This is a genomic window from Legionella stuttgartensis, assembly GCF_977063405.2.
The window spans coordinates 33,382-52,413 of record NZ_CDRUHA020000002.1 but is presented as its reverse complement, the minus strand read 5'-3'; the positions used below and the strand labels follow the sequence as shown (position 1 = coordinate 52,413).

The following is a 19,032-nucleotide window of genomic DNA, read 5'->3' as shown; positions in this document are numbered from 1 at the left end:
TTAGCACTCCAGATTCACTCTATCCCCGGATAGATTAGGAGATGAAATCACCAAAAAAGAAACTAAATTTTTGGAACTGTTTTTCACTTGATGAGCTTCCCCTGCTTTTATACTTATTCCTTCCTGTTCCTGCAACACCTGTTCATATTCTTCAAACTCAATAACCAATTGTCCTTGTAAACAATAAAAAAATTGTTCTGTTTCCTGATGATAATGCTTTATCTCACAACTTCCTGCGGGCATCGTTTCATAAATAACACTAAACTGCCCCTCATTTTTTAACCACCATCCATCACAATTTTGTCCCCACTTAAAATGAGGCGTATTGTTTATTGAAACAACCTCTTCGCTCACTACAGATTCTAATGTAGGCGATTTTAGGTTTTGACTTAAGATCGAGGCTGAATCATCATTTAAGAGCCCGATGTCTGTTGTTTCCTGAAATTCTTTACGCAAAAAATAAAAAACAGAGTTTTTCTGAAACCCATGCCGCTCAAATTCAAGTTCGAAACCTAATTTTTTATAAAATTCTATTGCTTCCCAATCCATAGTGTTAACTGTTGCAAAAGCACAGCCTTTCTCATTACCGTACTTCAATGCCTCTTGCATGAGCTTTGTTCCCCATCCTTGATGTCTGATGGACTCACTCACCCAAAGATTATCGACATGAAGTCCTCCATAGAGTGTTCCACCACTACAACCACCCACAATGCTATTGTCTGCATCACGAATAAAGCATGCAAAGAAATCTAAGGACTCGAAGCCCCTTGCTTGTTTGGCGTACGCCTTAATCCCATTCGTTAATATTTGAACATCATCAGGGTTTGGATTTTCTAAAAACGATAATTTTAAAGTCATTTAATGTATTCCACTGTAGGAGGCCAGGCACCATGCTCCACATAACTTGCCTCATCACTGCCCGACCAAGGTGGCATAGTAACGCAAATAAACACCAAATCTGCTGCATCACTTCGATATTGAAAATGTGTTCCCAAGGGAATATCGATGCTGACTCCAGCAGTTAAAGGGGTAATGCTCTCTTCATCGTTCAACTTACGCCAAATTGCACCCTCACCAGAAAGGACATGCCAAAATTCAGATACAGTTTTATGACGAACTGCTTTGGAAATTGTGCCTGCCTTCAAAGTACAGTGAGCCATTCCACCTAAATGATTATTCATCAGCAATCGAACCTCAGCTCCTGCTGGTGAAGTGTGTTGATATTCTTTGGGTATTTCTTGTGTATTCATTTATGCCTCTATTAAACCAATGCTCTCATCAGTTTTATCAAGTGGTTATTTCTTCATTTTTAATTTTGAATCGTAACGCAAGTAGTATCTGCATCTAAAGTAACTACTTTGCCAATTGGAAGAATGCAATTTTGCTTACCATGTCCATAGGAAAACTCTTTAATACAAGGGACTTTTAATTTAGAAGCCCATTCATTGATTACATCTTCTACCGTACCATCGCTCTGATTCGACTTCTTACTTTTACATTGTTCAAATGTACCAAAAATAACGCCGGAAACTTCATCAAAGACTCCAGCTAAATCTAATTGAGAGAGCATGCCATCAATATTATAGGGCTCGACGCCAACATCTTCTACCAACAAAATACTTCCTTTAAAAGTAGGCATGTAGGGTGTGCCCATTAAATTAGTCATAAGTGTTAAATTGCCACCAAGAAGAGTACCTCGGCTAACGCCTCCATGAACCTTTATTCCTTTGCGAATTGTGTACTCTTGGCCTAACAAAGAAGAAAGTAATGTTTTTTTAACTTGGGTACTTAAATGAATGGTCAAAGTAAACCCTGTATAACTTACTAAGCCACTGTTTTTAAACAGGCCTAGTTGCAACGCTGTAGTATCACTAAACCCGAATAATGGTTTTGGGTTTTTCTTAATCAATTCATAATCTAAGAAAGGTAAAAGTCGTTGTGAACCTTGTCCTCCTCGGGTTGCAATAATTGCTTTCACTTCTGAGTCTATAAAGAAATCCATCACATCTTGTGCACGGTCACGGTCTTTACCAGCTAAAAATCGTTCTGATGCAAACATATGCTTTGCATACTTTACATTAAATCCATTCGACTTTAATAAATGAACTCCCACCTCTATTGCTTTTTCTGTAATAGGACTCGAGGGAGAAATAAGCCCTACGATATCCCCTTTTTGCAGTGGTTCTGGACATAGAATATTCATTTATTACCTCAATTATTTTCTACACTCAAAAACAATACTTTCGTCTGTTTCATTAGGCGATGCGTTTCGGTCAAATGCTTTAACCGTTCGTACATTGCTAAAACCAACCTCAGTAAGCAAATTAAGTAAGAAAGAAGTATCTTGATAAATTCGAATTTTGCATTCCTCAACCTCTGTTTGAATTACACGGTTGTTATCAATCAGTTCATATTTACCTATAGAGTAACAAATTTCCTCATCGAGCATAGCTAATTGGCTGAGTAGGATAAGTGTTCCATCTTCTTTTGGCCATCTTGTACCTCTCCAAATACCTAATTCTTTAGGAACCGCATGGCGTGTTTCTACTTCAAATACAAAAAGACCTTTATCTTCCAAGTGCTCATAAATGGTTTTTAAGGCTTTTTGGATATCCACCTTTTCTGTGATGAGACCAAATGAGCCGCTAGGTATAAAAATCAAAGAGTATTTGTCGGATTGCTTTAAATCTTCAATAAAACCATGCCAGACTTTTGGCTTAAGGTTTTTGCTCTTCGCTTTTGCATGCAGTCGTTCTAGCATTGGTTGACTTGCATCAAAGCCAAGAACATCAAATCCTTCTGCAGCCAAAGGCAGTAAAAATCGACCTGAGCCGCACATAGGCTCTAAAATCAAGCCTTTAGCCTCTGCGGCATAGCTTCGATAGAATGAGTATTCATCTTGTGGTGCATTAGGTTTACTTAAATCATATACTTCAGTACAAAGGCTCTGATAAGTTTCCAGTTTTTTCATGGGTTCCTCATTGAAATCCAATACCATTAAATATTCATCATAAAAGGTACCATTAATTTTAAGTGCTTTAGGTTCGGTACCATAAATTCGAAATCCTTGCTTTTGATAAAAAGCGCAGGCCACAAAATTACTTACTATACAGGTTAGGTGCAATTGAGTGACGCAGGTCCTTGCATGCTGTATCAGGGTTTGAATTAATGCTGTTGCAATACCTTTTCCTCTGTATTCAAGACGAGTATACATACCCCAAAGTACACCTCGGTGTTTGGTTTTAAGTGAATTAAGCGTATAGAATCCAACACAAGACACCAATAAATCGTCAACAAAGACACCCAATACATATCCTTTACTTAATCCATGTTGAAAATCAGCATCGGACATAAGCACTTCCTCTTCATAAGAAGAGCCAAAGCTTTCAGGTGAATTCTTTAGCGCTTCTAATCGAAATGATTTCCATAGTTCCCAGTCTTTTTGCATTACCCTTTTTATCTTCATAAACTGATCTCCATCACCGTTACAGGATGAGATTTAAATTCATCCATACCGATTTTTTTCCAACCAAGGCGCTTATAATACTCAGGTATGGTAGGATCAAGAGCAAACAAGTACAGTTTTTCAAAGCCAAGTTCTCTTGCTTTCTCGACTGCGGCATCAACTAACATTTTTCCGATCCCCTGTTTTTGATATTTTGGATCAACCACCAAATCACCAATCCAAGGCCCTAAATCTGGTCGAATATCTTCATTTAGTTGCAAAGTACAAGAACCTACAGGAATTTCATCGTATAGCGCAATGTAAGTAAAAGGCATATCTTGGTTCAGCTCTTCGTAATACAAAGATTCAATTTCTTCAATTCCAATCTCTGGCATCCAGATTTTACCTAAAACTTCATGCCAAATCTTAGCAAGCTTTGGAATACAGTCTGAATATTGTTTTAGGTAGGCTATTGTTATCATCATAATACCTGTAAAAATGGATTATTCCTCGCACTCGTGGCAAGGCGTTCCTTGATGAAACACCATTTGCCAACGATTGTGTTTGTATTGCCAGAGTGAAGAACGTAAAGAACTTTTTGAGGCAACAGTAACCTTATAAGTTGCCAACATGACTTCAGGCGACACCTCTAAAACTGAAAAATCATTAACCATATAGCTTCGTTGCTCTTCTTCTGGAAGAGAATCAAGTAGGTCGTTCTTATTGTAAATTGAGCCAGAGGCCCCATACTCGATAAATTCATCAGCAATCAATAGTTTCAGTTGCGCACTAGATTTTCTCGTTTCCGACCTTAATAGAGAAATTTCTAGCTCATAAATCAATTGGTGTTCTTGTTTCATAGCGATTTTCTCATCAAATAAACGTTGAAATCCAAAAAACAATTATGTTCTGTCATGGATATGACAACATACCCAAGCTGTTCATAAAAAGATCTTGCCTGAAATTCGGCCGTCTCAATGGTAATCACTTGGCAATTCTTTTGTTTTGCAAAAATTTCCAGTTTTTCCATGAGATTTCGTCCTAATTCTTTTTGTCTAAAATCCGGATGAACCCAAATGCAATCGACATAGCAATTGGCTCGAGTGACATCCCCATAACAACCTGCTAAAACGGTCCTTTTGTCGATAGATTTTATGTAGATGGTAAAGGGAGTATGATTGTAATCACCAATCATTTCTTCATTATAGATCTTTAAGTGGACTTGCCACTTCCTGGTCGATCAATAATCATGATGCGTTGTAAGTTTATCATTTCATTCAGAGTTTAATTTACTGTATTCTTTTCTTAAGGATGCAAATGATTGTTGTACTCATCCACTACACTATCTAAAACTTTAAGTGGTCTGTTCTTCACTTAACTGTTTAAGTACGGTTTTTATCGTAGCATGGGAAAAACCTCGACCACTTAAGAAACGAGCCAATTTTGTGTTTATCGCCTCATCGGTCTCATTTTTAAATCCACGCATTTTTTTCCGGACTTCATCCAGGGCACGAACTTCTTCCAATTCAATATGTTCTAAGACTTGCTTAATCACTTCTTCTTTAACGCCCTTCTGTTTTAATATTTGTTGAATAAAACGGTTTCCTTTATGGATATAGCGGGCACTTAATGATTCAGCCAAACGATTATCATTAATTAAATGTAATTCCCGAAGACGAGCTATGGTTGCATGAATCTGAGCATCTAACTCGGGCACATGAGAAAAATCCCTCTCCAATTGCCTTATGAGTTCTTTTTCACTGCAATAATGATTGGAAAGATATTTTATTGCTGCATCGATGAGTGTATTCATACTAAAGTTCTTACTATAAACAACAGTTTTATTTTTGCTTTTGCCAAGACAGCCTAATTTATTTAGAATACCATTAAAACAGGAAAATATTGAGTCTTTTATCCCAAAAGAAGGAAAAACTGAAGTCTTAAGTGAAATGGAGTTTAAACGTCTTCTCCTTGCCAAAGATGGACAGTTTGCTATTAGAAATGTAGCACTTATTTTTTGCTCTTTTGGACTTAGACTCCGAGTCAAAGAAATTGCTTCACTTACTATTGCAGATGTCGCCGATTACAACGATCAATTACTTGAAGCGATTTGTTTGAAGCGCTCAATGACCAAAGGTGATAAGCAACGTTACGCTTATCTTGCCAATGAAAAAATCCGCAAAGCCCTCCAAGCACATCTCGATACCCTAAAACATGTTGCACGAGACAATCCCTTATTTCAGACTCAACGTAAAGGTCGCTTTACGCCCAATAGTTTGCAAAAATGGTTCAAGTCACCCTATGATAAGGCAGGAATTATTGGAGCAAGTTCTCATTCTGGTCGACGTACTTTCATTACCCGCTTAATTGAGCAATGCGCTGATATTAAAGCAGTCTCTCGTCTTGCAGATCATGCCAACATTGTTACTACCGCAATTTATGTTGAAGATAACCCGGATCGCCTGAAACGCATTGCTAATTTGACTATTTTCTAAATAATACCATAGCTTACCGTTTTGGCTTGGCTGATCTTCCCTTTTAATATCGAATCCATCTATGCTTAATGATTATTTAATATACAGAGTTATTATAAACGTGTTTTAATAGCGCTTAATGAAACGACGTTTTTTTATGTAACCAAACCATTGGTTATAGTGAAAACAACGCTTAAAACTAAAATATGGAAGTTGATTTTTTTACTTAAGCGCATAAAAAATGCCCTTCGTTGATATTTGCTAAACACTGCTCACTTAAACAAGAAATCATTCAAACAAAGTCACTTTAATAATTGCTTTTATCTCTTTCTCTTTTCTAACACCTGCTTAATTCTATTTTTTATTTTTAGATAAATCTTCTAATAAAATTTTTCCCTTTTGGGACAAGCGATATTTTTGCAATCTACTTTTAGGTTTATCTGGGATAGTACGCTCGATTAACTCATCCCTGAGCAATTGATCAAGATAATTACGTTGAAAAGTTTCTCGATGCCTGATTCCTGCTACCTCTTGTAGATCTATACTTTTCAGCTCACCTTTTAGCTCACATGCTCTGAGTACCCGCTCAACCCATGGGTCGACTTGTCCGGTAACTTGTCCGGTAACTTGTCCGGTAACTTGTCCGGTCATCGATGATGATTTACGCCAAATGGTAGTCTTGAATCCATCAGAGATAGAAAATTCAGGCTCTGGCATTCCAACCTCACGGCAACGACGAATCATATCCCCTGTACCAGTTCCCATACGCTCGATATATTTCGTTAAATACAATGGCTCAGCAAGCAAGGGATTTCTTGGAACAGAACCATGTGGATGACGTAACTTCTCTAAAGTTAATGATGGAGGGAGTCCTCCTGGATTCCAAATTTCCAATCGATCTGCAAACAGCATAACCTGCACACTTCCATTACTATCATAGTCACGATGAGCAACCGCATTCACAATCGCTTCTGCGACAACTTCCTGGGGAATTTCATAGGCTACAGGCACTTCCGCCCCTCCCTCTCTGGTTCCCACCCAAAGATTAATTTTGGACATTACAAAATCAATCGCTTGATCGACCAGTGAAAATAACGTGCCTTTATATACTTGATATGAAGGAATGGGTTTGGCTACTTCTGTCCCGTGAAAATGAGCACATTTTACCTCGGATGACATAACAAACCGTTGTGGTTGTTTTCCAAAGAGTAACATTGCTGCATGTGTAGGCTTATCCTCATCCAGCAAGTTCAAATGAGACAATAATTCAAAAGGGGTCGCATCGATAGGCAATGGAAATCCACGTCCGCGTTTTGCTCGACGTAAAAAAGTCGTTATTCCTTCTTCATCTAAGTCTAATAATGTTGCTCCTCTGCAAGGAGCAGCATCAAAAGGGCTATTTCTAATTAATTTTCGTTCCTCTAAATCATGTATTAGGGCAGCATAAACACCAGAGATAAGCTCGGAAACAGATTGATAGCGTCTTCTGATTAATTCAGTTCCAACACGAGTAATAAGGGTTTTCATTTTAGGGTGGCGTTTACTTTCTTCATTTCCCTTTATAAAAATTAATCGGGTCTTATGTTCCTCGGAAGCTAGATTGTATTCTTCCTCCGTAGAGGAAACACCTTTTGCATTCTCAAAGCCATAATCATAACCAAAAAGACCAATATAGATATCACAAGCACGTACTTGTTCTAGATAAACTTGATCTGCTCTTCTATCATGGGCAGGTAATTCTTCGAATAAAAATGGATCAAAAAAACGACGCATTAAGGGATCATTTTTCAACCAATGGCATATCTCTAGACGATCTTCTTTAAATTCTTGTTGTACGCTACTGATAAAAATACGCAATGGTCTCATCATTAATCCAAAAATTAAACACACTCTTCTTTCTCATTAACAGGCTTAATTACGTTATAACCCACGATTATCACAAAACGTTATCAACAGATTTTGTGGATAACTATCCTCTTTCGCTCATTAGTTTGATCAACCAATCAACCTCACTAGCAGAATTCACCTCGATAATCACTTTTCCCTTACCCTCAGCATTTACTTTTACAGAAACATTTGTTGTAAATTGTTGAGATAGATAGGTACTCCACTCCTCACACTTGTCATGCCGTGTAGCTGAAGAAAAAGTCTTGTCACGTTCCTTATTCCCTGATGACTTCAATCGGTTTGCTAATGCCTCCGTATCACGCACATTGAGCTGTTTCTCAATGACGGTGCATGCAACCTGATATTGATGTTCTGGCGAAAGTTTCAAAATCGATCGGGCATGTCCCATATCAATCTTACCCTCGTTTAGCATCTCTATTACTCTAGAATCCAAAGATAGTAAGCGAAGCGTATTAGTAACCGAGGCTCTAGAGCGCCCTATCATTTGTGCTATGTCCTCATGAGTCATTTCAAACTCTTCGCGAAAACGGTTTAATGCTAACGCTTCTTCAATCGGGTTAAGATTTTCACGCTGAATATTTTCAATCAGTGAAAATGCAAGAGCAACATTATCATCAATATTTCTAATAATAACAGGCACATAAGATAATCCTGCTTTTTTTGCTGCTCGCCAACGTCTCTCGCCAGCAATAATCTCATAACGTTCTTCTGCAATCTTTCTAACAATAAGTGGCTGGATAATCCCTTGGACTTTGATGGAGTTTGCAAGCTCGTCTAAAATAGATTCATCAAATTGTTTTCTAGGCTGATATTTGCCAGAATTTAATAACTCAATAGCTAAATGAGTTATCGATTCGCTGGGTATAGATTCTCCATCCTGGAATGAATTGTCTAAGGCTCGAAGCAACTTCAATCCCTTCAATTCTAAATTTGACACGGGTGTCTCTCCTCAATTATCCCTGCAAACGTCCCACCCTACCTGTAAACGTCGCACCATCAGTTATTTTTCTTATTATTACTTCCTGAAAACGTCTCACCCTATCCCGTAAACGCCACAGCCATCCCCGTAAACGTCCCTGATAATTCCCGTAAATGTCCCTAAAATTCCCTTCAAACCCTTAAGAACATTGACTCATCCAACATCTAAACAACTAATAAAATGATCTTAAAAAAATTAAAACACGTTGTGTTTCTATAGTAAATAGAAATTTTAATTTTCTGTTGCATTTTCAATAAATCATAGATAAATTATAAAAAATGTGAAAATTAATTATTTTAATAAAAGGGAAATCATGCTTGATCCTCAAATCATTACGTATGGTACAGATCATCCAGAACAGTTAATGGATAAATTCTATCAAGCGGGTAACGAAATGTTACTTACATTAAGAAATTTTGTAATTAATCCCGAAAAAAGAAAAAAACCAAGAACTTGGGGAGCAATTGAAGCCGCAAAAATGGTTAAGGTTTCTGACCCTACATTCAGAAAATTATTAGAATCCTCAGATGATATACCAGGAGTAGTAATCGAAGACTCTGAAAATGGCAGAAAAGTTAAAAAATATACATTGGCTGCCATTAATACGCTTAGAGATAAAGCAGAAACTCGATACAAAAGGCCAAAAGGTTCGAAATGCTTAGCCATAGCTGTTTCTAACTTAAAAGGCGGAGTTGGGAAAACTGAAACTACAGTTGATTTAGGAAAGAAAATTGCCATCGAAGGTTTAAAGGTTCTCCTGTTAGACTTCGATGCACAAGGAACAGCAACTTTAATTAGTTCAGGGTTAATCCCCGATTTGGAACTACGTTACGAAGACACAATAACCAATGTGTTAATCTCCAATCCTAACAACATCGAAAATGTAATACTAAAAACGCATTTTGATGGTTTAGATATCATCCCTGCTAACTTAGCTATACAAGATTGTGATCTTATTTTACCTAACGAAAAAGAAAACAACCATGAGCGTTTAGGTTCTCCTTTTATTCGCTTATCAGAGTCATTAAAGATTATTAAAAATCAATATGATGTTATTTTGATCGACTGTGGCCCAAATCTTGGTTTGTTAACGCTCAACGCAATCATTGCCTGCGATGGAATCATTATTCCTATTCCTCCAAGTATGAACGATTATTCAAGTTTTATTATGTATACGGCTACCTTACGAAATATGTTCAAGGAATTACCTTCAAAAAAATTGGAGTATTTGCGAATCCTCATTTCCAAACACAGCGGAAGTAACGAAGCATTACAGATGGAGAATATGATGCGAGAGCAGTTTGGTAGATATATTCTCACAAATCATATGTGTGAAACCGTTGAAGTTGCAAAAGCAGCTAATGAGATTGGAACCATTTATGATGTTTCAAAACCGCGTGGTAGTCGCGAAGCTTATCGCAGAGCTTTGCAACATTTGGATGATGTAAACCTTGAAATTATTAATAACTTTAAAGAAATCTGGGAAAAGCAATCTAAAGCATCCTTTGTAAGTGGAGAGTAACATGGATAATAGCAAACGTAACGTTCATAATTCTGGCCCCTTAGGTATGCTAATGAAAAGTGGTCAAGTGAAGAAAATAGAAACTGCTGAGGAAGAAGTGGTTTTAAAACAAGCTGCTCCTAAGGCGCCATCTTATTTTAAAACCCAATCTGGGATTGAATTTGCCGAACAGGAATTAATTTACGTTAACCCAGAAGAGTGCGAGCCATGGAAATATGCTAACCGCCAAGAAGGTGAGTTGGGTGATATTGATGGTCTAATTGATTCTATTAAATCAAATAAGCAGTTACAGCCAGCTTTAGTAAGAAACCACCCTAATCCTCATGGGAAAATAAAGTATGAGGTTATTTTCGGTCGAAGAAGACACATCGCCTGTATGCGATTAGGAATTCCTTTTCTTGTAATTAGAAAAGATATTCCCAACGTACAAGACGCGATTGCATCGCAAGATGCAGAAAATAAGCTACGGAATGATGTTAGTAATTATTCTAATGCGATGCTTTATAAACGCTTGTTATCAGATAATGTATTTAAAACAGAAAAGGAACTTTCTGAAAAATTACGTATTTCCTATTCAACATTTAATGAATTGATGGCTTATTCTAAAATTCCAGAAGATATAGTGGGTGCTATCCCTGATGTACATACCCTTTCTAAACAGCTTGCTGTAACGATTGTTCAATTACTTAATAAGTCTAAAAGCAACTACGATAAAATGCTCTCTATTGCGAATCAGTTAGGTAAGACAATCACCTCACAAGCTAAATTAGAAAAAATATTTGAAGATAAGACATTACTACAAAAAAATGAAACTAAAACTACCAGTAATGCTAAGTCTTATATTTCTATAAATGGGAAAAAATTATTTACTTTTAAGTCAGATTATCGAGGACTTCCATCTATTGTTCTTAATAAAGAGATTGCTAGTTTTGTTAATGTAGAAGATATGTGTAAACACGTTTCAAATTATTTAGAGCAAATTGTAGCAGAATCCGAGTACTCGGATTGAAAGCTAATCCGAGTACTCGGATTACGTGTTTAGTAGCATGGAGAAACGTATGGGAAGCGTAGCAATAAATAATAAGAGCCTAGAACTCAAAAAACATGTTAACGCGATACATTGTTCTAATAACCTGTCATTAGTTCAGCGAAAGCTGTTTAATGCCCTGCTATTTAATGCATATCCAGATCTTCCTTACAAACAGCAATTCGAAATTAGAGGAAAAGAGCTATATCAACTGATTGGTTACAATAGCAAAGATACTGCAAAGTTAAAGGAAGCTCTCATTGGATTAATAACAATAGCTATCGAGTGGAACGTTATTGATTGTTCAACAGGACAAGAAAAAAAGTGGAAGGCAAGCTCAATATTGGCTTCTGCGGAACTTTCAAATGGGATTTGTATTTATGAATATAGTCAGGTAATGAAAGATCTCATGTATCAACCAGAGATTTATGGTCAAATCAATATTGATCTAATTTCAAAGTTTAAATCAGGTTATGGTTTGGCGCTTTATGAGAACTGTATTCGATATAAAGGACTTGCGCAGACACCATGGTTTCCTATAGAGATTTTTAGAAAGTTAATGGGCGTATTTGATGGAAAATATCAAGTATTTAAGGATTTTAAGAAAAGAGTACTTGATGTTGGGGTAAATGAAGTAAATACCGTATCACCTATTCATATTGTTCCTGAAATAGAACGAGTTAATCAGAAAGTTACTAGAGTTCGATTCAAACTAGAAAAACAGATAGATGAATCTCCAATTCAACTAAATAATTTATCAATTGATGAAGAGTTAAAACAAATATTAATTAAAACTTTTGGATTTTCGACTCAAATGATTGATGAGACATATGCAAAATATGATAGTGAGTATATTCGAGAGAAAGTAGAAATTATTACTCAATCAGAAAGTTTTGTTGCTGGAAAAATTAGAGGATTAGCTGGCTATTTGATTGAAGCACTGAAAAAAGATTATAAGCTAAGCAGATCGAGCAAAGCTGTAATTAATGAGCGTCGCAAGATCTTAGAGGCTAAAGAAAAAGAAAAGAAAGAAAAATTGGAAGAGCAGTCAGAGCGCTATAAGCAGTATGTAAATAAAAAGATAAACACTTATCTAGATAAATTAACAGAACATCAAAAAAGCGGTTTAAACAATGATTTTGAGGAGTTCATAAAAGAGCAAAGTAGTATTCTTAAAAATTGGTATAAAAAGCATGGCCTAGATCACCCTGCAACCAAAGCCTCTTTTCATAGCTTCATTAAAGAAAATAAACATAATGAAATAGGTACTATCATATCAATGGAAGATTATATGGAGTTGGTTCAATAGCGATTAAGGAATGGATATAAACTTTAAAGATGGGACATTTACGGGGACGGGTATTATTTTATGGTGGGACGTTTGCAGGGAGGGTTCGCTCCATAATTTCTATTCCTATTTCATAGCAAGCATTGTTTGTATGATACTAAGTAATAAAGAGAATGTGTAATGAAAACAATTTTTGTATAGATTAGCGCTAGCTCTGGAAGTAATCCTGCATTTAAAAAAGCTGTTATTAAATTTGCTCATGAAATGTCTTATAGACTTTCCCATAGTTTATTGTGGGTCAAGTCTGGGTATGATCGGTTTATTAGCAAAAAACGTTAGACATTCTAGATGAACTTCATATAGTCTCTTCCATGCAAGAAAGGAAAAGAAATGCTTCAACAACTGGCAGACGCATTTGTCATTATGCCAGATGATTTAGGAACACTAGAGGAAGCGATCGAAACATGGAATGCCATAAAAGTTGGAGAGCTGGACAAAAAGATAGGATTTCTTAACGTTGATAATTATTTTATAAAGATATTTAGTATTATTGAGCATTGTAAAAGTGGATTTATATTGGCCGAATAAACAGTCATTCCATCAATGCAAGTTGAACCCTAAAAAATTGTTTCGGGATTTAATCCTACTAAAACATGAAGAAATTAATTGTGTGATGTAACAGTAAAGAATTTTTTTAATAAGGATATGAAATGCATGCTGTAAGAGGTGAGAAAAAAGGAATAGTGTATTTACATTGGTTAAACGCAGTAACTACATTTAGTTTTGCTATTTTATTTTCATCATTATCCCTTTATTTGACAAAGAACATTGGCTTAACTCAAATGCAATCCAATGGGGTCGTTGGATTTTTTCTTGCATCAAATTTCATTTTGCATTTTGCAGCTGGTTACATTGGGGACAGATTTTTAAGTAATCGATTGCTATTTGCCATTTCAACACTCATACAAACTTTAGGCCTAATAGTCCTTAATTTTTCTGATTCATTTGTATATCTAGGGCTAAGTTTGTTTCTTATCGGTTGCGGATTAGGATCTACATGTATTAATTGCCTTATTACCCAACAATTTACTAGTAACGAAAATGAATTAAGAGAAAAAGCATTTTTTTATAATTACAGCGCGATGAATATAGGGTTTCTCTCTGGTTATGTTATGAGTGGGTTTATTGATATTAACGATAGATACGATCGTTTATTTGAAGTAAGTAATTTGATTAATCTAATTACGGTGTTTTTCATAATTAAATCGTGGAGATATTTTGCAAAAGATAACGTAAATATCAGAGAGGAGATAAAGAGGGGTCAGCTAGGACTGGTATTAATCATACTAATTATACCTATCCTTCTAGCAGGGTTTTATTATTCCTGGTTAGCAAATAGCCTCATACTTTTTATTGGTGCTGCGGCATTATTATATATTACATTACTTGGACGTAGTTTAAGTCCGCATAATGCACGAAAAAAAATTTATTCTTTTGTATTTTTAACTGGAAGTTCAATTGTATTTTGGATGCTTTATTTTGTAGGACCGATGGGTATTTCTCAATTTTTGAAGTACAACGTGAATATTTATATGGGTTCTTATTATATTCCTCCACAATGGTTAATGAATTTAAACTCAATTTTCGTAATTATTGGCTCACCTATAGCAGTCAAACTATTTGATAAATTAAGGAAGAAACAAATCACCATTTCCATATCAAAACAATTTATGAGTTCCTTACTGTTTATTGCTTTGTCGTTTTTGGCATTGACTGTTGGCATAGAGAGTTGTGGTACTGATGGATTAACTAGCATGAGTTGGATTATTGTGCATTATCTTCTTCAAGCAATAGGGGAGTTGCTTATTGCTCCTGTTGGTTACGCGATGATAGGAAGTCTTGCACCAGAAAAATTACAAGGGCTCATGATGGGTATATGGATGATGGCCTCAGGAATAGCAGCCACAATATCCAATTATTTTTCTAATTTAATGACTCAATCTGAATCATTAAATCCTCTTATTAGTAATGAACACTATTTGGATGCTTTTACCCAGCTAGGTTTTTATGCAATTTTTGGTGCACTTATTCTCTGGTTTTGTTCTAAAACGATTGAGAATAGTATACAAAAAAACTCGACCGAAGCTATCAAGGCAATGGTATAATCTATTGTAACGATAATTCGGCCTGTAACTTAGATAATTTTGTTTCTTCTTGAGTTAATATTTTTAGAAAATTATCCAATATATTAGGGTTTTTTATTGCTTTAATATCTTTTTTAATACCATTAATAAGGCTTTGTTGAATTTGAAGGGATTTTTGCAATTCCTTGTTAGTACTTGGATGATGAGCCAATTCATAAACATTGCATAAACGGTTATTCGTAGCTATCTCATCTAATCCAGAATAAGTACACTCTTCCTTCTTCAATTGTAGGCGGGCAGCCTTTTCTTGATCTTGCTTTTCTTGGTAATGTTTCCCTTCTGGAGAGTATTTATTAAATCCTTTGGGTGTTCTCCAGCGATTAGTGCGAAGAAGTTGAGAAATGATATTAATTTTGTGTTGAAAAGTGCCAATTTTTTGAAATTGCTCTTGGTTATTTAATGAAAATACCACCTCATCGAAGATTTTTTGCGGTGAGGATAGTTTTACTCCGTGTTGCTTTTGAACATTCATCAACATCCCTTTAACGATATTGAGCTCAGTAAATGGTAATTTATTGCCTGAATTAGGAAAAGTAATATTATTAATTACTCTATTTTTTTCTTTATTAATGGTATCTGTTGAAACAAGATAATCCATTCTCTCGCTTATATCCGGTTCAGGGGTAATCTCCTTTTCTTTTATCTCTATAATGGTTTCTGGTTCTTTGTAGATCAGTTGTAATTTGTTTTGAAGTGTCTCTGTAATAGCTATAAACGATCGAGGTACGCCGTAATATTTAAATCGTTTTCGGATAATTAGGCCTTCGTCTTCTAAGTTCTTTAGGTAGATGTATATTCTGCTTTCACTAAACCCAAGTTCTGCCGCAAGATCAGGGATTTTTCTTGTAAACCATAATCTATTCTCACGCTTTAAAAGAGTGCCTTGATGATGAAAGATTATTTTATCTAAAAGAAGTGCTTCTTTAGGGCATTTGGTTAATGAAAGAAGCTTGTTAAAGCCTAAATAATAAATCGAATTATTCATAATACATCCATGTGAAAAATATTACTTAATTAAACCTGATGTAGTCAGCATATAAATTAATTGAGGCGTGGTTTTACAATTAAAGCTTGTTTTTAAGTCACTGAGTCGATAAAGAATGTATCTTTTTGACTTTTTTGTATCTTCTGCAATGTCATTCACATGACAGCCGCTGACTATCATTTTTATGATTTGATTATCCACATGATCGATTGTCATTTAAAACTCCGTTTTTATATAAAACGCATTCCATGTGACATAATTTATAACTTGAAATGCATTAATGCAATAAAAATTATTATTTTTACCAATAAATTTTATTACATGAAATACAACTTGATTGAATACCCTCATGTTCTCTTGTATGATTCAGTTAATTAATAGGATTTTATATTGATGCCATATGAGTGAATTATCGTGGGATAAGGTAAAAACGGACATAGCTCGGGTTAACAAACGCCTCTATGAAGTATTGGAAACCATAGACGGCATTGAAAATATGCTTTTTACTGTACTTGAATATCAGTATGGACAGATCATTGCAGATGAACACCATTTTTATTTACCAAATACTGGTGGCAGACTGTCTTCAGTTCCTTTTTCAATGGTTTTAGAAAAGAATCTTGAAATGTTTATTGAATTTAAAGGGAAGTCGAGTACACACCAGGTCTATAGAGAAGGAGATTTTTTAAGCGTTAGTTCACTTTATAATGCTTCAAATACTCATCATCCTACCGATATATTACAAATATCCTCGGGCGCGAGGAATACATTCTTGCTTTGTCCCGTGGCAGATGCAAGGCCTCATGCTAGTTTAGAAAAGTATTTTAAGGCAGATATTCCAGTACCAGATGATCTTGGAAATCATTATTTAACCTTCAAAAGCTTATGTGATGCGGCTAATTGTAACTGGCGGTCAAGATTATTGGTATTTCCTTCTGAAATTGTAACCTTAATAAAAGAGAATAAATTACCTACTCTTTTGAGTTTAGTGATGGAGTTTGATTCTAATCAGACAGGATATTATGCAAATCTACCTTTTTATAATTATCTAATGGCTTATGTTCGGGCAAATAATCCCGAAATATCTCAAAATGAATTCACTAATAATGCGATTAGCCAATTAATTACTATAGGAACAGGACAAGTTCCTGGCTACGGATTAGCTGCTGGTGATGATTTGTTGCCCTTAGATTTTATTATTGAGGTGTATCGCGATATATATAAATCCAAATATACTCCCTTTGTTATGGAGCCTGTTCATTTTGATAAAAATAAAAACGATCCTGTTTTTTATTCAATACTCAAAGAAGAGATGGCTTTCAAACCAACCTCATTTTCTAATAAACCACAACGCTGTGAATTAATATACGATACTTACTTACAATATGCAGATCATATAAAGAAATTAGGTCATTTCAAGAGTACCCCGTTTTTTGAAAGTGCTACTAATCTGGATTTAACGCTTTTTCATGAAAAAAATAACCAAGTAACTAATAACCTATTTAAGTTGCCTAGAGAGACAATCTTTTCTTACGATCCTCGATTTTTAGAGGTAACTGATAAGCTTGGTTATTCAGTTGAGCAGTTCCCTTCGAAAACAACATTTTTAGTAGGATGTTTTGGTATTAAATACAATGAAAATAAAGACTCTGTTATGCATTGATCCCCTTCAGGATTATGAACTAATTGATTGTGATCTACTCATTCAATTAGGGATTTCTCCCCTTTTTTTGATTAAAGATGTATCTAAGTTTGTTAAGGACAGAGAAAATGTATTAGTAAGCTCATTTTCATTTGAAGATCTACTAGCTATTTGTGATTCGATTCGCCCTGATTATATAGTCTGTTTTTCGGAAGATATGTTTGTTGATATAGCAAAAGTCAGGGAAAATCTAAATATTGCAGGTATGAGCTTGAATACATCGATGCTATTAAGTCATAAAGATCTTATGTATCAAAAATTGGATGGTTTATTTTCATATCCTAAAACAACTCCATTGATTGAATCTTCAAACCTAAAATCAATCAAAGAAAAGATAGATGTACAAGAGATATTTATTAAACCTATTAATTCCTCTGGTTCTTATGAGACATATCATATTAAAACTGAAGAGGAGTTTTGTAATTTTTTGCTCAATAAGAAAGAGAATGAGGAAAAATATATCGTTCAAGCTTATGTGACAGATGATTTATACCATTCAGAATTGGCAGTATTTGATGGGAATATATTACTTGTAGAAGCTAGAAAATATACTCATCCAAATCATTTAATGGTCAGTAAAAATTTACCTATATTTAGTCTGAATATTTTAGATGCACATCAGAGAAAATTGATTTTTGATGCTTCAGTTAAGGTGTGCCAGTTATTAGAATTCAATAACGGGGTACTTCACACTGAGTTTTTCATGAGTGAGAATGGTTATATTCAATTTATTGAAACCAATGCTAGACCTCCAGGTATTGGTCTTAATAAGTTATACCAGAAGAAATACTCGATCAGCCTTGAAACAATTTTATGTTGTATTGTTTGTGGAGTTGAACCTCCTCGTTTGGTAAAGAATAAAAACCATTATGTTTGCGGTTATTTTCCTAGAAAGAACGGTGTTATAAAAAAAATTAATAAGCCTGAACTTTCTGTACAAAATGAGTGGACACTTTTTGTTAGGCCTGATGATACAAGCGAGCAAATGGCGCATATGTCTAAGTCAGCGATGGTGATTTGTTGGGATGACTCTATTACTGAAATAAATAAAATAGGGAACTTTCTTGCAGAGCAAGATATTGTAGAAATATATTAATTCTAAAAATCGATTATAGCCTCATTTTGGCTGCTGATGAGTTTTTAGTAAGGTCTTTAAACAGTTGTTCGTTCATATTTTCGTCACAATTGTTAAAAATATAAGTAAATTATATATGTCGTTTATACAAAAATCTACGGGTTATAGGAATGCATGAATATCAATTAATAGAGTTTAATTCAGATAGAAAACAAATCCAATTGGTTTCCAATAAATCAAATTTGCAACAAGTATTAGCAGAATTTTATAAAGAGAATTTTGAAAAGATGTTTGACGAAAATGGTTGTTCAAAGGGATACATTTCCGTTTTTGTTAATTCAGAACAGATATCATCCATTAAAGAAATTACTCTTAACCCTAATGATGAGGTATGTATTGTAACTTCTATTTCAGGAGGATAAT

Annotated in this window: 21 protein-coding genes and 2 pseudogenes; 10 read left to right on the top strand and 13 right to left on the bottom strand. The window is 35.1% G+C overall.

Going from position 1 to position 19,032, the window contains the following annotated elements:
- The 9 genes and pseudogenes from ACWTEW_RS00910 to ACWTEW_RS00870 all read right to left on the bottom strand — a co-directional run bounded on the left by ACWTEW_RS00910 (position 1) and on the right by ACWTEW_RS00870 (position 5,258).
- Positions 1-858 (bottom strand): GNAT family N-acetyltransferase, encoded by an 858-nt coding sequence (locus tag ACWTEW_RS00910; RefSeq protein ID WP_454783435.1) that lies wholly within the window; start codon positions 856-858, stop codon positions 1-3.
- Positions 855-1,250, bottom strand: coding sequence for a cupin domain-containing protein (locus ACWTEW_RS00905; RefSeq protein ID WP_021460598.1), 396 nt, complete (start codon positions 1,248-1,250; stop codon positions 855-857). Before ACWTEW_RS00905 ends, ACWTEW_RS00910 begins: the two co-directional genes overlap by 4 nt.
- A gap of 59 nt (positions 1,251-1,309) precedes the next feature.
- A complete protein-coding gene (locus ACWTEW_RS00900; RefSeq protein WP_454783434.1) occupies positions 1,310-2,203 on the bottom strand; it encodes a S66 peptidase family protein in 894 nt (297 codons plus the stop codon).
- 12 nt (positions 2,204-2,215) lie between these two features.
- The gene (locus ACWTEW_RS00895) at positions 2,216-2,971 is read right to left on the bottom strand and encodes a class I SAM-dependent DNA methyltransferase (protein ID WP_454783455.1); all 756 of its coding nucleotides are present in this window, start codon (positions 2,969-2,971) and stop codon (positions 2,216-2,218) included.
- A gap of 42 nt (positions 2,972-3,013) precedes the next feature.
- Positions 3,014-3,448, bottom strand: a pseudogene (locus ACWTEW_RS00890) (GNAT family N-acetyltransferase); the annotation flags it as partial.
- A gap of 14 nt (positions 3,449-3,462) precedes the next feature.
- Entirely contained in the window at positions 3,463-3,927 is a 465-nt protein-coding gene (locus tag ACWTEW_RS00885; RefSeq protein WP_454783454.1) for a GNAT family N-acetyltransferase, read from the bottom strand.
- Between the two features lie 21 nt (positions 3,928-3,948).
- Positions 3,949-4,305 (bottom strand): nuclear transport factor 2 family protein, encoded by a 357-nt coding sequence (locus ACWTEW_RS00880; protein ID WP_454783433.1) that lies wholly within the window; start codon positions 4,303-4,305, stop codon positions 3,949-3,951.
- Positions 4,302-4,640: a GNAT family N-acetyltransferase gene (locus tag ACWTEW_RS00875; RefSeq protein WP_454783432.1), complete on the bottom strand. Its 339-nt coding sequence runs from the start codon at positions 4,638-4,640 to the stop codon at positions 4,302-4,304. Before ACWTEW_RS00875 ends, ACWTEW_RS00880 begins: the two co-directional genes overlap by 4 nt.
- 159 nt (positions 4,641-4,799) lie before the next feature.
- Entirely contained in the window at positions 4,800-5,258 is a 459-nt protein-coding gene (locus ACWTEW_RS00870; RefSeq protein ID WP_454783431.1) for a regulatory protein RecX, read from the bottom strand.
- A gap of 34 nt (positions 5,259-5,292) precedes the next feature.
- Here ACWTEW_RS00870 and ACWTEW_RS00865 point away from each other — a divergent pair, with 34 nt between their 5' ends.
- Entirely contained in the window at positions 5,293-5,940 is a 648-nt protein-coding gene (locus tag ACWTEW_RS00865; RefSeq protein WP_454783430.1) for a tyrosine-type recombinase/integrase, read from the top strand.
- A 333-nt stretch (positions 5,941-6,273) separates the two neighbouring features.
- Here the strand turns inward: ACWTEW_RS00865 and ACWTEW_RS00860 are convergent, their stop codons facing one another.
- Positions 6,274-7,788 carry an ATP-binding protein gene (locus tag ACWTEW_RS00860; protein WP_454783429.1) on the bottom strand — a complete coding sequence of 505 codons (1,515 nt, stop codon included), beginning with the start codon at positions 7,786-7,788 and terminating at the stop codon, positions 6,274-6,276.
- 100 nt (positions 7,789-7,888) lie between these two features.
- A complete protein-coding gene (locus ACWTEW_RS00855; protein WP_454783428.1) occupies positions 7,889-8,764 on the bottom strand; it encodes a ParB/RepB/Spo0J family partition protein in 876 nt (291 codons plus the stop codon).
- A 227-nt stretch (positions 8,765-8,991) separates the two neighbouring features.
- On the opposite strand from ACWTEW_RS00855, the pseudogene ACWTEW_RS00850 reads away from it, so the two are divergent.
- The 6 genes and pseudogenes from ACWTEW_RS00850 to ACWTEW_RS00825 all read left to right on the top strand — a co-directional run.
- A pseudogene (locus ACWTEW_RS00850) lies at positions 8,992-9,063 on the top strand (hypothetical protein); the annotation flags it as partial.
- Between the two features lie 56 nt (positions 9,064-9,119).
- The gene (locus ACWTEW_RS00845; protein WP_454783427.1) at positions 9,120-10,328 is read left to right on the top strand and encodes an AAA family ATPase; all 1,209 of its coding nucleotides are present in this window, start codon (positions 9,120-9,122) and stop codon (positions 10,326-10,328) included.
- Position 10,329: 1 nt separating this feature from the next.
- Positions 10,330-11,337: a ParB/RepB/Spo0J family partition protein gene (locus ACWTEW_RS00840; protein ID WP_454783426.1), complete on the top strand. Its 1,008-nt coding sequence runs from the start codon at positions 10,330-10,332 to the stop codon at positions 11,335-11,337.
- Between the two features lie 49 nt (positions 11,338-11,386).
- Positions 11,387-12,664, top strand: a complete 1,278-nt coding sequence (locus ACWTEW_RS00835) for a replication initiation protein (protein WP_454783425.1) — start codon at positions 11,387-11,389, stop codon at positions 12,662-12,664.
- A gap of 369 nt (positions 12,665-13,033) precedes the next feature.
- Positions 13,034-13,231 (top strand): LOG family protein, encoded by a 198-nt coding sequence (locus ACWTEW_RS00830; protein WP_454783424.1) that lies wholly within the window; start codon positions 13,034-13,036, stop codon positions 13,229-13,231.
- A 122-nt stretch (positions 13,232-13,353) separates the two neighbouring features.
- Entirely contained in the window at positions 13,354-14,808 is a 1,455-nt protein-coding gene (locus ACWTEW_RS00825) for a peptide MFS transporter (RefSeq protein WP_454783423.1), read from the top strand.
- Between the two features lies 1 nt (position 14,809).
- On the opposite strand, the gene ACWTEW_RS00820 is transcribed toward ACWTEW_RS00825, so the two are convergent.
- Positions 14,810-15,832, bottom strand: a complete 1,023-nt coding sequence (locus ACWTEW_RS00820) for a hypothetical protein (protein ID WP_454783422.1) — start codon at positions 15,830-15,832, stop codon at positions 14,810-14,812.
- A gap of 21 nt (positions 15,833-15,853) precedes the next feature.
- Complete coding sequence (locus ACWTEW_RS00815) at positions 15,854-16,048, bottom strand: hypothetical protein (RefSeq protein WP_011212464.1); 195 nt, start codon at positions 16,046-16,048, stop codon at positions 15,854-15,856.
- A gap of 184 nt (positions 16,049-16,232) precedes the next feature.
- Here ACWTEW_RS00815 and ACWTEW_RS00810 point away from each other — a divergent pair, with 184 nt between their 5' ends.
- From ACWTEW_RS00810 to ACWTEW_RS00800, 3 genes are all read left to right on the top strand, one after another.
- Positions 16,233-17,495, top strand: a complete 1,263-nt coding sequence (locus tag ACWTEW_RS00810; protein WP_454783421.1) for a hypothetical protein — start codon at positions 16,233-16,235, stop codon at positions 17,493-17,495.
- On the top strand, positions 17,467-18,630 hold the full coding sequence (locus ACWTEW_RS00805) for an ATP-grasp domain-containing protein (protein ID WP_454783420.1): 1,164 nt from the start codon (positions 17,467-17,469) through the stop codon (positions 18,628-18,630). Before ACWTEW_RS00810 ends, ACWTEW_RS00805 begins: the two co-directional genes overlap by 29 nt.
- Positions 18,631-18,779: 149 nt before the next feature.
- Positions 18,780-19,031, top strand: a complete 252-nt coding sequence (locus tag ACWTEW_RS00800) for a MoaD/ThiS family protein (protein ID WP_454783419.1) — start codon at positions 18,780-18,782, stop codon at positions 19,029-19,031.
- Position 19,032 lies beyond the last annotated feature (1 nt).

Bases quoted from the DNA above. Each gene is read 5' to 3' on its own strand.
- ACWTEW_RS00910 (WP_454783435.1), bottom strand. From the start codon at position 858: ATGACTTTAAAATTATCGTTTTTAGAAAATCCAAACCCTGATGATGTT.
- ACWTEW_RS00905 (WP_021460598.1), bottom strand. From the start codon at position 1,250: ATGAATACACAAGAAATACCCAAAGAATATCAACACACTTCACCAGCA.
- ACWTEW_RS00900 (WP_454783434.1), bottom strand. From the start codon at position 2,203: ATGAATATTCTATGTCCAGAACCACTGCAAAAAGGGGATATCGTAGGG.
- ACWTEW_RS00895 (WP_454783455.1), bottom strand. From the start codon at position 2,971: ATGAAAAAACTGGAAACTTATCAGAGCCTTTGTACTGAAGTATATGAT.
- ACWTEW_RS00885 (WP_454783454.1), bottom strand. From the start codon at position 3,927: ATGATAACAATAGCCTACCTAAAACAATATTCAGACTGTATTCCAAAG.
- ACWTEW_RS00880 (WP_454783433.1), bottom strand. From the start codon at position 4,305: ATGAAACAAGAACACCAATTGATTTATGAGCTAGAAATTTCTCTATTA.
- ACWTEW_RS00875 (WP_454783432.1), bottom strand. From the start codon at position 4,640: ATGATTGGTGATTACAATCATACTCCCTTTACCATCTACATAAAATCT.
- ACWTEW_RS00870 (WP_454783431.1), bottom strand. From the start codon at position 5,258: ATGAATACACTCATCGATGCAGCAATAAAATATCTTTCCAATCATTAT.
- ACWTEW_RS00860 (WP_454783429.1), bottom strand. From the start codon at position 7,788: ATGATGAGACCATTGCGTATTTTTATCAGTAGCGTACAACAAGAATTT.
- ACWTEW_RS00845 (WP_454783427.1), top strand. From the start codon at position 9,120: ATGCTTGATCCTCAAATCATTACGTATGGTACAGATCATCCAGAACAG.
- ACWTEW_RS00840 (WP_454783426.1), top strand. From the start codon at position 10,330: ATGGATAATAGCAAACGTAACGTTCATAATTCTGGCCCCTTAGGTATG.
- ACWTEW_RS00835 (WP_454783425.1), top strand. From the start codon at position 11,387: ATGGGAAGCGTAGCAATAAATAATAAGAGCCTAGAACTCAAAAAACAT.
- ACWTEW_RS00830 (WP_454783424.1), top strand. From the start codon at position 13,034: ATGCTTCAACAACTGGCAGACGCATTTGTCATTATGCCAGATGATTTA.
- ACWTEW_RS00825 (WP_454783423.1), top strand. From the start codon at position 13,354: ATGCATGCTGTAAGAGGTGAGAAAAAAGGAATAGTGTATTTACATTGG.
- ACWTEW_RS00820 (WP_454783422.1), bottom strand. From the start codon at position 15,832: ATGAATAATTCGATTTATTATTTAGGCTTTAACAAGCTTCTTTCATTA.
- ACWTEW_RS00815 (WP_011212464.1), bottom strand. From the start codon at position 16,048: ATGACAATCGATCATGTGGATAATCAAATCATAAAAATGATAGTCAGC.
- ACWTEW_RS00810 (WP_454783421.1), top strand. From the start codon at position 16,233: ATGAGTGAATTATCGTGGGATAAGGTAAAAACGGACATAGCTCGGGTT.
- ACWTEW_RS00805 (WP_454783420.1), top strand. From the start codon at position 17,467: ATGAAAATAAAGACTCTGTTATGCATTGATCCCCTTCAGGATTATGAA.
- ACWTEW_RS00800 (WP_454783419.1), top strand. From the start codon at position 18,780: ATGCATGAATATCAATTAATAGAGTTTAATTCAGATAGAAAACAAATC.